Below are 14,792 nucleotides of genomic sequence, written 5' to 3'. Positions count from 1 at the left end.
CAAAGTTGCTTGTATTTTGATTAAGAATAACCTAAATTGCGCGGCATAGAGTAGATGAGGATTAAGGCATGTTAAAAAGATTGGCATTATTGTGCATTTTACTTTCAGGATTAAATATCGCTGAAGGCAAACAGCTGTTGGATAAAGTTGTTGCAATTGTGAATAACGGAGTGATTACTTCCAGTGAGTTGGATGCACAAGTTGAATTATCCAAAAAACAGATTCTTGCTCAAAAAATGCAAATGCCTGAAGAAACCGTTTTACGTAAACAGGTTTTACAGCATTTGATCGATGTCGACTTGCAAATGCAATTGGCGAAACAACATGGAATTACAGTGGACAGTACTGAGCTCAACGAAGCAATTGAGCGAGTAGCCACGATGAATAATTTAACTTTGTCTCAGTTACGTGAAGAGATTACCAAACAGGGAATTACCTGGCAGGAGTACAGACAAAATATTCGCAAAGAAATGTTACTCAGCCGTCTGCAACAGAAAGCAGTAGGAAAAGAAGTTCAAGTAACCAATGAGCAGGTTGAGCAGTATTTGAAAACAGCGAATACAGTTGACAATTCGGCGGTTACATTTCATTTGCAAAATATAGTGATTCCTTTAAATGAAGAGCCTACTACTGAAGAACTGAAAAGCGCCAGAGCAAATGCCGAAAGATTATTAGCAAAAATTAAAAAAGGTGAAGACTTTAGTCGATTGGCAATTGAAGAATCCAGTGGTGAACTGGCTTTGGAAGGTGGCGACCTGGGGGAAAGGCATTTAGCTGAGTTGCCCGAAATTTTTGCGAAAGAAGTGGTTAAAATGAAGGTTGGCCAGGTAGTAGGCCCCTTGCGCACAGGGAATGGTTTTCAATTAATTAAATTGGTTGCTAAGGGTGGAGATAATCAACATCATGTGGTTACCCAGACTCATGTTCGTCATATATTATTGAAGCCTGATGCCAGTATGTTACCTTCTGATTCATTGAAACAAGTGAAAAACATATACCAACAAATAAAATCAGGAAAAGACTTTGCTCTTATGGCCAAACAATATTCTTTGGATGCTACGAGTGCCGTGAAAGGGGGCGATTTAGGGTGGGTCAGTCCAGGGGAATTGGTACCTGAATTTGAGAAGACAATGAATAGCTTGCCTTTACATAAAGTAAGTCAGCCGGTGAAAACTCAATACGGTTGGCATTTGATTGAAGTTATCGCACGTAAACAAAAAGATGATTCTGAATCATTTAAACGTCAACAGGTAAGACAGTTTTTACAACAACGTAAATTTGCTGAAGCAGTCCAAAATTGGCAACAGCACTTACGAACTGAAGCATACGTAAATATTGTCGATAAGGATCTAGCATGAAGCCACTGCTTATTAGCAGTGGTGAGCCTGCAGGGATTGGTCCGGACTTATGTTTGGCTCTTGCAGGTTATGATGTTCCTTTAGTTATTCTTGGTGATGTGAATGTCCTTAAACAAAGAGCGATTGAATTATCAAGGACAATTGATTTTTATGAATATAAATCTGAAGAAAGTGTAAAAACAGACCCGGGTTGTTTAACGGTTCTGTCTGTACCCTGCCCAGGATTGGTCACTCCAGGACAATTAAATCCAGAAAATGCAGCTTATGTATTGGAACTGTTAACACTTGGCGCAACTCTTTGTAGCAAAGGTGAGTTTTCTGCATTAGTCACTGCCCCAGTACATAAAGCCAATATTAATGCTGGAGGCATCCCTTTTTCAGGTCATACAGAATTTTTCGCGCAGTATTTTAGTGTAGAACAAGTGGTAATGATGCTGGCTTGTCCGTTTATGAGAGTTGCGTTAGTTACGACTCATCTTCCATTACGCCAAGTTCCTGATGCAATAAACACCTCATTAATTATTAACGTAATCAGCACCCTTCATCACTCATTAATTCAGGATTTTCGTGTTTTGAATCCAAAGATAAAAGTTGCCGGGTTAAATCCTCATGCTGGCGAATCAGGATATTTGGGGCGAGAAGAAATTGAGGTCATAAGTCCTGCATTAATAGCATTAAGAAAAAAAGGAATTGATGTTCAAGGCCCGTTACCTGCTGATACCATGTTTACTGCAAATAATGAGGATAAATGTGATGCTTATGTTGCAATGTATCATGATCAGGGATTACCGGTTCTAAAATTTGCCGGTTTTAATCATTCAGTTAATGTCACTCTTGGATTACCCATAATAAGAACATCCGTGGATCATGGAACAGCATTGGAATTAGCTGGAAAAAATAGTGCTGATTCTGGTAGTTTATTAGCAGCAGTACAAATGGCTGTAGAAATGGCGAGTGCAAGGAATAGTTTATGAGTATTATCAGCTTAATCGCGGCAGTAGATGAGCGAGGTGGTTTGGGTTGTAACAATCAACTATTGTGTCATTTGCCGGCAGATTTACTGTATTTTAAACAAACAACTATGGGTAAACCGATTATCATGGGTCGGAAAACATTCGAATCAATTGGCAGACCATTACCAGGGAGAAAGAATATTGTATTAAGTTATTCAGCGACTGCTATAGATGGTGTTACTGTTTTAGATTCACTAGAGAAAGCAATATCCTCTACATCTGAAGAAAATGAAGTAATGATTATCGGTGGCGCTAATTTATTTTCTCAGGCTATAGATAGTGCTCATAGAATATACCTCACTCGAATTCAGCATGTATTTTCTGCCGATGTATATTTTCCAGAAATTAATGCATCAGTGTGGGACTGTCGAAATGAGGAATTCCGACAGCGTGATGAGAAGAACCAATACGATATGACCTTTCTTATTTATGAAAGAAAATAATCAAGAGTATATCAATAGTGTGAATGCATAGTATTAGGTTGACCCCTTGGAATTTTTGAACCAACAATGATTTCTTGCTGTCTGCTTAATACCCGATAATAATCAGTAATAACTTCACGCCCTGCATAGGAAATATTACAGTGATTGTAACCTGGCCAGGTTTTTCCAGGCTGGATACTGCCATTAAAATTAGCCTGACAAACAAATAAAGGATTTCCATTTGTATCTTTACCAATTTGCAGCGCACTATGCTGATCACGTTCCCAATTAAATTGTCCAAAACTACGTTGATTAGGAATGGTAAACTGATCAACTACATATTCTTTACCGCCATAAGGAACATTGCAGCGACCATATCCTGCCCAAGTTTTTCCAGGTTGAATACTGCCGAACAATTTTGCCTGGCAAAGATATAAAATAGATCCATTGGTATCTGTTCCAGTTCGTAATGCATTGGTTAATGGTGAAACTTGATGGTGATGCACATTAGGATATGCAAAAACAGAATGAACCAAGAATGTCATTAATAATAAAGTGATAGCGCGAAACATCTTAAATCTCCGTACAATTAAAGTAAGGGAAGGATATCTCAAGCAAAAAATATGATCAACATGATTATTGGTAGATCGATATGGTGGAGAGTGAATTAATAATAGAAAAACAATTAAAAAAAATGCAAAAAGTATTTGACACTGATAGGGAAATCAGTAGAATACGCAACACGCCTTCGGGGCAGGTTCATTAAGAATTGAGTTTGTGAATGGTGCAATCCATTATTTTTAAGAGTGGAATTATGGAGAAAACAGCTGAAATAATTCGGATGGAATCCATCCTGTATTACGACTTCGTCTAATACAGGCTACACATTCCTACTTTTTGATACCAATCGTAGCCTGTATTAGACGAAGTCGTAATACAGGGCGCACTTCACCAAACCTACCACTCCTCATTCAATTTGGTATAATCCCAATCGTCCAACTTTAAGGAAGAGTATGTATGGTTCACTACCGAAGGGATTATTCACCCGGCGCAAGCTATTTTTTCACATTAACGTTAATAGACAGGCAATCCAAATATCTAACTGACCATATCAATTATTTAGGAAATGCATTTCGATCTGTTAAAGTAAAATTAAATTTTATCACTCGTGCAATTGTTGTTTTGCCTGATCATATTCATTGTATATGGCAATTGCCCCTTAATGATTCAGATTATTCAAAACGAATTCGATTGATTAAAACTCATTTTACCCAGTCCTTATTAGATTTAAATATTTATTTAGAGAAAAACGCTCGTGGAAACGTTAATCTTTGGCAAACTCGATTTTGGGAACACCGAATCAGGGACAATATTGATTTGCAAACTCATGTCGACTACATCCATTACAATCCGGTAAAGCATGGTTATGTAAAAAAACCTTTGGATTGGCCTTATTCAAGTATCCATCGATACATCAAAAAAGGTTTGATGAATAAAACATGGAGTTTAGAGGAAACTGATTGAATGGTTATGTTGTAAATCCATCCTGTATTACGACTTCGTCTAATACAGGCTACATATTGCAAATGTAGGAAGAAAGTAACTAATCACTTCAAATTTTATCAATTAACAACGATCTCCCCTCTCCACCGCGCGCAGCGTGGGGGAGAGGGATCAAGGGTGAGGGGGTTTTAAATTTGTCGCGTAAGCGACTCCACTCTATTAACCAAGGCAACAGCTCGGCTAATCTTATACCCCATCATTTGTTAGGAAAATTCAATTGTTACACCATGAATTACCTTGCGTTTAAAGCGATGCAGGTTTTGACACAGGTTAAATGTACCTAACAGATTAAACAAATTTTATTTTAAGGAGTCGCTTACGCGACAAATTTAAAACCCCCTCACCCTTGATCCCTCTCCCCCACGCTGCGCGCGGTGGAGAGGGGAGATCGTTGTTATTTGATAAAATTTGAAGTGATTCGTTACTTTCTTGCTCCCTCTTCTCCACGCTGCGCGCGGTGGAGAGGGGAGATCGTTGTTTTTTTGATAAAATTTGAAGTGATTAGTTACTTTTTTTATTAAAATGGATATGTTCCACAGCCTCTATCGGGCGAAGATCGGTTGAACCGGTTTATTCACATAAAAGTACGTTATTGTAATTTTTTTGCTGGATGGACTATGGCATACTGTTTCTATGATTAAATCTGGTGTTTTGCACGAAATAAGTAAATAAGGACATTAATATTAACTCAATTATATCGAACTTATTATGAGCGATGCTTATTCAACGTTGACACTTAAATATTTAGGTATCAATACATTTAAAGATCCCATAATTTACATGAGGGAAGATTGCCATATCTGTCAATCAGAAGGATTTACTGCGCAGTCACGGGTCAGAGTAACCTTAAAAGATCGTTCCATTATCGCCACCGTGAATACTGTTGAAACCAAATTATTGCGACATAATGAAGCCAGTCTTTCTCGTTATGCCTGGGATTTATTGTCAGCTCAAGTCGGTGATGAAGTGACGGTTACTCACCCTAAGCCTCTGGATTCATTGAGTTACATTCGCTCTAAAATTTATGGCCATGAATTGAAAGCTAATGAAACCCGACAAATCATTGAAGATCTGATTTCCGGACAATTATCCGACATCAATATTGCCATGTTTATAGCGGCCAGTTCTGACGATCGCATGTCCAAAAGGGAAGTAATTGATTTAACTAAAGCAATGATAGAAACGGGACAAAGAATAACCTGGCCTTCATCAATTATTGTTGATAAGCATTGTGTGGGTGGACTGCCGGGAAATCGAACGACGCCCATAGTTGTTTCTATAGTCGCAGCCTATGGTTTGATGATCCCTAAAACCTCATCAAGAGCCATCACATCCCCAGCAGGAACCGCGGATACTATGGAGGTGTTTACCAATGTCGATCTGGATCTCTCTGCAATGCGTAAGGTGGTCGAGAAGGAAAGCGGATGTCTTGTCTGGGGTGGTTCCATGGCATTGAGTCCAGCAGATGATTTATTAATAAGAATTGAACGAACGGTCAATATCGACAGTGAAGGACAAATGGTTGCTTCAATTTTGTCAAAAAAAATTGCGGCTGGTTCCACTCATATTGTGATAGATATGCCTATCGGTACAACGGCTAAAGTCCGATCTATAGAGCGTGCGAGACGCCTCAAAAACTTTCTGGAATCAGTCGCTAATGAATTCGGATTGCACATAAAAATCGTGTTTTCTGATGGTGCTCAACCTGTAGGCCGAGGTATAGGCCCGGCATTGGAAGCAGTTGATGTGTTATCTGTTCTTAATCGGGATGCAGATGCGTCGCAGAGCTTAAGGGAGCATGCACTCTTACTCGCGGGGCAGGTTATTGAGTTTGCTCCAGGTCTTGTACCTGGTCAAGGATTAAGTCTTGCCACTGAACTGCTTGACAGTGGCAAAGCTTTAGCTAAGTTTCAAGCGATTTGTGAAGCGCAGGGCGGCTTCAGAAGTATTCCCAAAGCCCCTTTTTCTCAGACCATAGAATCGACCGTTTCTGGTACTATAGTCAATATTGATAATCGTCATATCGCCCGTGTTGCTAAATTAGCAGGGGCGCCTGAAGCAAAAGCCGCAGGTGTTGAATTATTTGTACCTTTGCATAGCGTGGTCGCAAAATCCCAGCCATTATTCAAAGTTCATGCCGAAACCAAAGGGCAGCTGAATTATGCGCTTGATTTTTTGAGACAGGAACATGATATTTTTCAAATTGAGGTCAGCTGATGAACAATAAACCGATTATATTCCCTTTATTTGACTACGATGAGCTGGCACTTGCAATACAAAAAGATTGTCATTATGAATTAGGTAGAATGAAACAACATCAATTTCCAGATGGGGAAACCGTTTTTAAAATTGAAACAGAGGTCACGAACCGTCCAGTACTCTTCATCGCCAGTTTAGATACACCAAACCCTAAAATAGTGCCATTACTCTTTGCTGCAGAAACAGCAAGAGCTTTAGGAGCGACGAAAGTAATTCTGATCGCGCCTTATCTCGCTTATATGCGTCAGGATAAGGTATTTGAAAAGGGTCAGGGAATTACCTCACAATATTTTGCCAAACTGATCTCGCATTACTTTGATGGCTTGATTACCATAGACCCTCATTTACATCGTTGGCATTCCTTAAATGCTGTTTATGAGATACCCACTGAGGTGCTTCATGCGACCAAGCCCATTGCGCACTGGATAAGAAATAACATACAGCAGCCATTACTTATTGGGCCTGATGAAGAAAGCAGGCAATGGGTTAAAACTATCGCAGATGAGGCTCAGGCACCTTGTGTCATATTAGAAAAAAACAGAAAGGGGGATCGTTCCGTTGACGTATCAATCCCTAATCTTGATCTTTATCCGGGAAAAACACCGATATTAATTGATGACATTATCTCTACTGGCATGACCATGATAGAGACAGTGAGACATGTACATTCGCTCAATTTACCTCCCCCAGTGTGTATTGGTGTGCATGCGATTTTTTCCGGAGATGCATATCAACAGATTTTGGCTGGTGGAGTGGACAAAATAATTACCTGCAATACCGTACGACATTGTTCCAATACGATAGACATAAGCCATGAAATAATACAGTCTTTAAGGACCCTATCGTGGTTGGATCAAGGCATTGGATAATCAAAATGTAAATTGACTCATTGCATCATGAATTAATTATTCTGATGGATGAGGGGAAAGTATATACCCCTGAGTTGAGGTTTAAATGGTTCAGCCACCACTGAGGGGTTTTATGTCATTTGAGACGATACTTTCGTTTAATTGCTCCACTTGTTTGATGCTGTCTGTTTTACTAAAGAATGTATAATGACCTGTTACTTGTTTATTAATCAGTATTGCGGCAGCATAACCGATTCCAAGCAGAAGTATTCCTACAGTGATATTGGCCAGGATGTATTTCCACTCTTCCCTATGCTGAATCAATGTGTTTTTTGATGCATCAATGTGGCGTCCTGCCTTGATTTTAAAATTGTTCAAAGCAAGCTGTTCATTTTGCTCGTCACTCTCGGCATATTCTTTTATTTCTGTACGAATTTGTGAAGCAAGATTTAACGCGGCAGCAGCTGCCTCGGTTTCATTTCTTTTAGCCAGTTTGGCCGCTTTCATTTCGATATTATTTACTTGAAGGAGCACGGGAGCCATTCGTTCCAGGCGAGCAAAATTAATCGGTTTATTATGTTCTAAAGCAGTTTTATACTTTTGTTGTGCTATGGAATTTAATTGAATCAGTTCATCTAAAGGATTTGTCTGTGCTTTACGTTTCTTCAGCTCTTCTTGAAGTAATGCAATTTCCTTTTTTAACTGCTGTTGAATTAATTCATCCTGCTCCTTACTCCTTACAGATTCAGTTGACGGGAGATCGGCTGCTACCAGAGGTTTATCTACAGGAGATGTAACGGTTCTTTGTTGTTGCAGTTCTGAAATAGAGCGGTCTTTTTCAGACAGTTGAAGGTGCAGTTGTTCCATTTGGATTTTTAGCGTTTTGAGTTCCTCTGTCAGTTTCTGAGCAGAGTGTTCAGCCATTGTTTTGCCTTCTTTCAGCTGACTTAGTTCGGAATGGAGGGTTTTATTGAGTTCATCTAATTGTTTTAATTCTTCATGTGCTTGTTTTAATAACACTTGATTGGTCTTTAACTGGCTACCAAGCGCTTCAATTTTTTGCACTTGTTCGCTGGATAAAAGAGAACCCTGCTGTGTCGCAGTTGTTAATTCGTGTTGCAGCCGACTTAATTCTGGACTTAATTTGTCCAGTTCCTTTTTAACTAACTCAGCAGATTGTTCTGCGTGTATTTTTCCCTGTTGTTCCTTTTTAACCTCGGCTTGAAGTTCAGTATTTACTTTTTGCAGGGTTTGTAACTGCTCCTCTAATTGGGTAATACGCGATTCTTTTTCGCTGATCTTTTGATTGAGCGAACTGATTTCTTCAGAGTGTTCTCTTAAAACCGACAATTCTGTTTTTGCTGCTTTGTCTAACTGGTGTTGGAGTAATTCAATTTCCGGTTTTAAACGTGCTATTTCTTTTTTAATGGCGTGAAACTCTGATTGTTGTTGTTCTAATTGCTCTACTTTCTTTAATAGCCCCTGAGTTGCTTCTTTTTGTTGCTGCAAGTCACTATTCAGATTTTTCGCTTCTTCTGATTTTTCTTTTACTTCTTTATTTAGTAGAACGGTCTGTTGTTCCAAGACTCTGATGTGTTGCGCTGTGTGCGCATGTTCTATTTCAAATAATTGCCTCCATTCACGAGCTTTTGCTATCTTTTCTTTAGGACTGTCAAGTCTTGGATTATAGACACCACTATCAAAAGCCTGATTCATTCGATGCCACAAGGTATCATTTTTTATGATGCGCACGATTAATTGGCTCGGAACAACCTCATTCATCTCTTCCAGGTATATAGTAGCCAGTTGATCGCCAGTCATTTGATTTAACTCGATGTCCTCTACAGGATAAAAAAAGGTACTTTCGTGATTAGGTTCTTTTTGCGGGGATACTCCTGGATTCTCGAATAAATGACGAACTTCAGCTTCTGCTATCAGGAACGCAGCCAGATTCGTTTTAAAACGTTCAATATTCTGGCTGACTTCTTCTTCCATACCAAACTTTCGGGTTTGGTTGATTATATTAAGGAGCATTATTAGTTCTTGCCCAAGACCTAACATTGTTTGTATTTTCACCCATTCAGATTCGGTATGTTCTTTTGAATAATTTTGGATTGCTTTCTCAAAGGCTGCAAATCTTGGTGTACTAAGCGTATGGGGATCCATCGAAAATAATCGGCGTAATATGGTGCTTTCTTTATATTGTGGAACGAAAGCATGGCCGTGGATTTGCTCACCCTGACCCATATCATAGGGCTGGAATATATTGTAATTATTGGAGAGGGTATGTGCCCATTGGTTAGTGGATTCGCAGCTATTGGCGAGATCTGAAACATGACCATTAAATACCTTCGCCAGATTTGCAAGGTTCAACCCAGAGATATCAATCGTGACACCGGGACGAATTGAACTGCTCCATTGTTTTATTATATCGGGGAATGAAGTAGTTTCCTTAAATGTAAGTGTATAAGGTGGTATATGAATAACGCTGGCATACATATTTTCTGGGATTTCTTGTACGACAATATCCTTTAATTCAGTGATTTTAGTCATACGTTGTTCTAGTAAATTGGCCATTTCTGTCGCAAAAGTATCAATATGAGCTTCTGAACCCAATTGTACCTCTTTGAACGAAGGCATATACATATCGCTTGCTAATTTATCTTTGGCTGTTTGATTAATGAAATCGGACGGGATTTTTTTCAATGCGCTGACCACCATATCCAGCAGAATATCTTTCGGCACTTTAGGGAGTAATTCTTTAGCTTTTTCAGCCATTGCAGGAAATAGTCCATTGATTTTCTTGAAATTGAGGAAGTAGTCTTTTGTAAACCTTTTATAATTGAATACGCCTCGGTTTTCATAAGCGTACAGAATATCCGTATTATTTTCTTTATGGGCAAAATTACGAAACGCGTCACCCCAGTCAATTCGGCCGAATTGTAAGCTGGTGGATTTCTCATCCCCTTTGAGCGCGACAATGTTTCCACTATGAACGCTGTGGGCTCCGAGTAATAAGGAAAACATCAACGCTATCGATAGACCAAAAGATTCGCCTAACTTGGTAACGGATGTATAGTAATTAGGCCCGGCTAGTGCTTCTTTTAATGGGTCTCTATCACTTCCATCAGTATAACTGGTACCAATAATTTTATGTAATTCGTCAAAAGCGACCAAGGGTTGGATCAAGCCGTATGAGCCATCATCAAATTGAATGACATCGGCACAAATGAGTGAGGGAAAATAAACCTCACTTATTAATTTGCGATTTTTGAATTCATTGAGCAATAAACCGGCAAATAATTCGGTAAACAATTCACTCTTATCAGCAGGTTTTTTGATAAAAAATCGCTCGTGATCGCTGTTTTCATAAAAGCCATCTACTTCACTCTTATTTTTTCCACCAGACTTTTCTTTATAGCGAGTAAGTTCTTTACCTTGATAAAATGTAGGCATGGGCAATGTGTTCCAAATATGTAATAGAGTGATTATAGCAACAAAGTGTTAAGTAATTATTAAGTTTGGTTTATATTTATGTTTTATATGCCACCTATTTATCAGAAATTAAATGATTAAATATTCAATAATATACAGATTTAAATCGGATGCTTTTTTCTGAATTAATTTCTGCCAAGACATCAATGGAATACCTTTTTGGGCAGTTTTTTTGCTTCCTCTATCCAGTTCATTACTTGAGGGAGTCCGGGAATGTGTCGTACGAGATGGCTGACCTCATTTTTTTCTTTTAACACAGAATAAAGGTGTTCTGGATTGCGATGAGCCAGCTCCGGGATTGAATCTACCCCAGCCTTCTCCAGTAACTCGGCGAATTCTTCACTGATTCCGTCAACACGTGCCAAATCGGCCTGATTAGTCCATTTCAGAATTAGTTTATGACTGATTCCTGTTTGTTCTGCTAACTTCAACCTTCCTCTTCGGCTGCTGCATGTGCGTAATAGCTCTTCCTGATCTTCAATACCAGCCTGTTTCAGCATGGCGGCAAATTTCGGTCCTATGCCTTCAATTTGAGTTAGCTTATACATGTTGTCTCCGATTTTTATCGCATAGATATTTTAAATTATAGTGTATTTTTGGTTAATTTTTGTTCATATTTTGCATGTCATCCATGCGAAGGCAGTAATTCATGCATTCAATGAGCACCTCATTGTGCTTAATTAATGGCTCCCTTGCTTTCACGCGGATTATAGATGGAATACCCGTAGTCCCTGCGGATATTTTGTCTTTAACTCATTGATTATCAAATATCAAGTGATTACAATTAGATCAATAAGAACTCTTTTCGTTTGTAAGGATGTACCGTGCGTCTCTTTCTAGCTATATTTTTACCTTTTACGGTATTTTTTACTATTGGACGACCTATTCAGGGTATCATCTGCCTGCTATTACAACTCACGCTTATTGGATGGGTACCTGCTGCTCTTTGGGCTGTTTATTCACTTTCCCAATACACTACGGATAAAAAAATTCGTAATTACCATCAAAAATAAAAGGTTTTAGAACAGGGGGTGTAGGGTTCCGAAAGCTGCCAAAAAAAACGAATTATAGCGTACAAACCCCACGTAGTGCGGATTGTCAGCGCCATCCAGGGATCTCCTGGATTCTGCGGACAAATTGCAGTACGTAAGGTTGTTGAATCATCTGACTTGATGAACTGTTAACAGGTCTTTAATAATAAAAATAAAAAGAAGGTGAACATCATGATGTATATCAAGAGCACTGCGCGAAGAATTTGTGGGCTTGTGCTGGGTGTGCTTGTCTGTACTGCCAGTCAGGCCTGGAATGGGGGCGCAGTACGCGTTGGTTTTGGTGGTGGTAATGTCCATTATCACGGCGAAGACATAACGGTATATAACCCCGGTGGTTATCCCTATCCAGGTGGTTACCCATATTATGATCGAGGTTATTACTATGGTATTGGCCCATCGATTGTTGTTCCAAATGTTGTGATCAATGTTCCTGTACAACGATATTACGTTCCGGTCTGTGAGGAAGTTGAAGTTTGTGATTCATATGGAGAATGTTGGCTGGATCGATACTGTAATTAGGTCTATAGTTTTAAATCATTATGAGTTTACAGACGGGTTATAGGCTGTTGACCCTTATTTGTGGCATGCTCGCGTAAATGACGTGCCACGATTGGATTGTAGAGTAGTTGTCAACCGCTCTTAACGCAGTTTATTTAACTTTTTTCAGTGTAAGGACAGATTATGTCAGCAACAATTGGTTATGCCGCGCTTCAAAGGGGCGCTCCCTTACAACGCTTTGATTTTGAACGTCGTGAGCCGGATGCTAATGATGTAGCCATAGATATTTTATTTTGTGGCATTTGTCATTCAGACATCCATCAGGTGAATAATGATTGGGGCTTTTCTCAATATCCTATGGTACCCGGGCATGAAATTATCGGGCGGGTCACTGCCGTCGGATCTGATGTCACTCGTTTTGCTGTGGGTGATCTGGTTGGGGTTGGGTGTATGGTTGATTCCTGCCGTCATTGTCCTAATTGTGACAACCATGAAGAACAATACTGCTTGGCTGGGAACACGCAGACTTATAACACTAAAGACCTACATTCTGGCGGAGTGACCTATGGAGGTTATTCCAAAAAGATCGTAGTAACCCAGGATTTCGTATTACGAATCAATAAATCAATGGATCCGGCAGCTGCTGCACCCTTGTTGTGTGCCGGCATCACTACCTATACTCCATTGAAAAGAGCTCAGGTAGGAAAAGGAAGTAAAATAGGAATCGTAGGATTAGGCGGTCTAGGGCACATGGCTGTTAAATTGGCTCATGCTATGGGCGCATACGTTACCGTATTCACTACTTCTCCAAATAAAGTTGATGCAGCAAAACAGTTGGGCGCTTCAGATGTTGTATTATCGACTGATGAACAAGCCATGCATGCCCTGGCCAATCAATATGATTTTATTCTTGATACCGTATCAGCCAAACATGATATGAATCGCTATCTGAACCTTCTTAAGGTTGGTGGACAATTCACGCAAGTGGGGTTGCCGCCTGAGCCAATGGAACTTCCATTACTGCCGATGATTTTTAAGCGCTTGAGTGTCAGTGGGTCATTGATTGGTGGAATAAAAGATACGCAGGAAATGTTAGATTTTTGTGCCGAGCATCACATTACCGCAGATATTGAGCTGATTCGAATGGACGAAATCAATACGGCATTTAAACGATTGGAACAAGGCGATGTTAAATATCGTTTTGTTATTGATATGTCTACATTAACTTAATTCAAAGTTCCTATCTTGGTCCATCTTGAACGAAAAGCATCCCGGAAAATGCTCACATAGCCACCTATGTTTCGCTTTTCTGGGAATTTTTTTCGTTCAACCAAGATTCACCATTCCCACGTGACCTCTTACAATTCAGGTATCAGTTAAAGGGTAATCCAGTCTTCATAAGTTAATGCGAATCGGATATGGTCACACCAGATTTCATTTATTTTGAGATATCTGGGTGAATATCCTTCTTCTTGAAAGCCATTTTTGGTAGCCAGATGGATTGATGCTTTATTGGTTGGTTGGATGTTTGCCTCTATCCGGTGAAGGTTTAATTGGGTGAATACGCGATGCAGAACTAATTTTAATGCTTTGCTCATCAATCCTTGTCCAGCAAAATCGATTGAAGCAAAATACCCCATGTAAGCACTTTGAAATACTCCATGCACCATGTCATTTATATTAAAGACACCAATGATTAAGTGGTCTTTATTTAGTGCTAAATAACTTTTATTGTTCGTTTGTTGGTATTTAAGATAATAATCTTGAAATTCCTGTGAAGTACTCGGCGCTTTTAAGTAAGGATGATGCAATGATTGACTGCGTGCCATAGTAGTCACGAAGTGTTCTTCATCATGCAGGGTCGGCTCGCGAATCAGGATACTTGAAGACAGTTTTTCCAGATTTATAGTCATAAAAAACAAGTGCTTAAAATTTGGTAAAATAATATCACAGCAGGGCTTAGCTCTGCAAAAAACGCAGAGTGTTGCCTTCAGGAAAGAGGCGTGGAACATATCAATTTTAATAAAAAGTAATTTAATAAAAAGTAACTAATCGCTTCTAATTTTATCAAAATACCAACGTTCTCCCCTCTCCCTCGCGCGCAGCGTGGGGGAGAGGGATCAAGGGTGAGGATATTTTTGTTTTATTCTTCGAAATGACTCACCCAACAGGTCAATATGATTGGTTAATATTGGTGAGTTCCGATTTCTCAAAGCAAGAGTAAAAAAATAAGTACCGCCAGGTGTAAAATCTCTGCGAAAGTAAACCATAGTTGTTTATGAAG

Annotated in this window: 13 protein-coding genes; 9 read left to right on the top strand and 4 right to left on the bottom strand. The window is 39.3% G+C overall.

Translation table 11 applies throughout. The features are described 5' to 3' along the window. Nucleotides 1–68 precede the first annotated feature (68 nt). Genes IZU94_RS15445 through IZU94_RS15435 form a run of 3 tightly spaced genes read left to right on the top strand, consistent with a single transcriptional unit; the run spans nt 69 to nt 2,814 of the window. Nucleotides 69–1,358 carry a peptidylprolyl isomerase gene (locus IZU94_RS15445; protein WP_203112656.1) on the top strand — a complete coding sequence of 430 codons (1,290 nt, stop codon included), beginning with the start codon at nt 69–71 and terminating at the stop codon, nt 1,356–1,358. Continuing rightward, a complete protein-coding gene (pdxA, locus tag IZU94_RS15440) occupies nt 1,355–2,332 on the top strand; it encodes a 4-hydroxythreonine-4-phosphate dehydrogenase PdxA (protein ID WP_203112653.1) in 978 nt (325 codons plus the stop codon). Before IZU94_RS15445 ends, pdxA begins: the two co-directional genes overlap by 4 nt. After that, nucleotides 2,329–2,814 (top strand): dihydrofolate reductase, encoded by a 486-nt coding sequence (locus IZU94_RS15435; protein ID WP_203112650.1) that lies wholly within the window; start codon nt 2,329–2,331, stop codon nt 2,812–2,814. The genes pdxA and IZU94_RS15435 overlap by 4 nt, the downstream gene beginning before the upstream one ends. 11 nt (nt 2,815–2,825) lie before the next feature. On the opposite strand, the gene IZU94_RS15430 is transcribed toward IZU94_RS15435, so the two are convergent. Continuing rightward, complete coding sequence (locus IZU94_RS15430) at nt 2,826–3,365, bottom strand: DUF3421 domain-containing protein (protein WP_203112647.1); 540 nt, start codon at nt 3,363–3,365, stop codon at nt 2,826–2,828. Between the two features lie 445 nt (nt 3,366–3,810). Here IZU94_RS15430 and IZU94_RS15425 point away from each other — a divergent pair, with 445 nt between their 5' ends. The 3 genes from IZU94_RS15425 to IZU94_RS15415 all read left to right on the top strand — a co-directional run bounded on the left by IZU94_RS15425 (nt 3,811) and on the right by IZU94_RS15415 (nt 7,484). Next, nucleotides 3,811–4,317: an REP-associated tyrosine transposase gene (locus IZU94_RS15425; RefSeq protein WP_203112644.1), complete on the top strand. Its 507-nt coding sequence runs from the start codon at nt 3,811–3,813 to the stop codon at nt 4,315–4,317. Nucleotides 4,318–5,064: 747 nt separating this feature from the next. After that, entirely contained in the window at nt 5,065–6,573 is a 1,509-nt protein-coding gene (locus IZU94_RS15420; RefSeq protein WP_203112642.1) for a thymidine phosphorylase family protein, read from the top strand. Further along, nucleotides 6,573–7,484 carry a ribose-phosphate pyrophosphokinase gene (locus IZU94_RS15415; RefSeq protein WP_203112640.1) on the top strand — a complete coding sequence of 304 codons (912 nt, stop codon included), beginning with the start codon at nt 6,573–6,575 and terminating at the stop codon, nt 7,482–7,484. Before IZU94_RS15420 ends, IZU94_RS15415 begins: the two co-directional genes overlap by 1 nt. Before the next feature lie 90 nt (nt 7,485–7,574). On the opposite strand, the gene IZU94_RS15410 is transcribed toward IZU94_RS15415, so the two are convergent. Next, entirely contained in the window at nt 7,575–10,919 is a 3,345-nt protein-coding gene (locus IZU94_RS15410) for a LepB GTPase-activating domain-containing protein (protein WP_203112638.1), read from the bottom strand. Between the two features lie 182 nt (nt 10,920–11,101). Further along, on the bottom strand, nt 11,102–11,506 hold the full coding sequence (locus tag IZU94_RS15405; protein ID WP_203112630.1) for a DUF4332 domain-containing protein: 405 nt from the start codon (nt 11,504–11,506) through the stop codon (nt 11,102–11,104). Nucleotides 11,507–11,782: 276 nt separating this feature from the next. On the opposite strand from IZU94_RS15405, the gene IZU94_RS15400 reads away from it, so the two are divergent. From IZU94_RS15400 to IZU94_RS15390, 3 genes are all read left to right on the top strand, one after another. After that, complete coding sequence (locus IZU94_RS15400) at nt 11,783–11,971, top strand: YqaE/Pmp3 family membrane protein (protein ID WP_203112627.1); 189 nt, start codon at nt 11,783–11,785, stop codon at nt 11,969–11,971. A gap of 210 nt (nt 11,972–12,181) precedes the next feature. After that, nucleotides 12,182–12,529 carry a hypothetical protein gene (locus IZU94_RS15395; RefSeq protein ID WP_238400287.1) on the top strand — a complete coding sequence of 116 codons (348 nt, stop codon included), beginning with the start codon at nt 12,182–12,184 and terminating at the stop codon, nt 12,527–12,529. A gap of 162 nt (nt 12,530–12,691) precedes the next feature. Continuing rightward, nucleotides 12,692–13,738 (top strand): NAD(P)-dependent alcohol dehydrogenase, encoded by a 1,047-nt coding sequence (locus tag IZU94_RS15390; protein ID WP_203112625.1) that lies wholly within the window; start codon nt 12,692–12,694, stop codon nt 13,736–13,738. Nucleotides 13,739–13,884: 146 nt separating this feature from the next. Here the strand turns inward: IZU94_RS15390 and IZU94_RS15385 are convergent, their stop codons facing one another. Beyond that, nucleotides 13,885–14,421 (bottom strand): GNAT family N-acetyltransferase, encoded by a 537-nt coding sequence (locus IZU94_RS15385; protein WP_203112623.1) that lies wholly within the window; start codon nt 14,419–14,421, stop codon nt 13,885–13,887. Nucleotides 14,422–14,792 lie beyond the last annotated feature (371 nt).

The organism is Legionella bononiensis (assembly GCF_016786215.1).
Taxonomy (GTDB): domain Bacteria; phylum Pseudomonadota; class Gammaproteobacteria; order Legionellales; family Legionellaceae; genus Legionella; species Legionella bononiensis.
This window is presented reverse-complemented; position numbering and strand designations above follow the sequence as displayed.

Excerpts from the sequence above, each read along its gene's own strand:
- IZU94_RS15445 (WP_203112656.1), top strand. The coding sequence starts at position 69 with ATGTTAAAAAGATTGGCATTATTGTGCATTTTACTTTCAGGATTAAAT.
- pdxA (WP_203112653.1), top strand. The coding sequence starts at position 1,355 with ATGAAGCCACTGCTTATTAGCAGTGGTGAGCCTGCAGGGATTGGTCCG.
- IZU94_RS15435 (WP_203112650.1), top strand. The coding sequence starts at position 2,329 with ATGAGTATTATCAGCTTAATCGCGGCAGTAGATGAGCGAGGTGGTTTG.
- IZU94_RS15430 (WP_203112647.1), bottom strand. The coding sequence starts at position 3,365 with ATGTTTCGCGCTATCACTTTATTATTAATGACATTCTTGGTTCATTCT.
- IZU94_RS15425 (WP_203112644.1), top strand. The coding sequence starts at position 3,811 with ATGGTTCACTACCGAAGGGATTATTCACCCGGCGCAAGCTATTTTTTC.
- IZU94_RS15420 (WP_203112642.1), top strand. The coding sequence starts at position 5,065 with ATGAGCGATGCTTATTCAACGTTGACACTTAAATATTTAGGTATCAAT.
- IZU94_RS15415 (WP_203112640.1), top strand. The coding sequence starts at position 6,573 with ATGAACAATAAACCGATTATATTCCCTTTATTTGACTACGATGAGCTG.
- IZU94_RS15410 (WP_203112638.1), bottom strand. The coding sequence starts at position 10,919 with ATGCCTACATTTTATCAAGGTAAAGAACTTACTCGCTATAAAGAAAAG.
- IZU94_RS15405 (WP_203112630.1), bottom strand. The coding sequence starts at position 11,506 with ATGTATAAGCTAACTCAAATTGAAGGCATAGGACCGAAATTTGCCGCC.
- IZU94_RS15395 (WP_238400287.1), top strand. The coding sequence starts at position 12,182 with ATGATGTATATCAAGAGCACTGCGCGAAGAATTTGTGGGCTTGTGCTG.
- IZU94_RS15390 (WP_203112625.1), top strand. The coding sequence starts at position 12,692 with ATGTCAGCAACAATTGGTTATGCCGCGCTTCAAAGGGGCGCTCCCTTA.
- IZU94_RS15385 (WP_203112623.1), bottom strand. The coding sequence starts at position 14,421 with ATGACTATAAATCTGGAAAAACTGTCTTCAAGTATCCTGATTCGCGAG.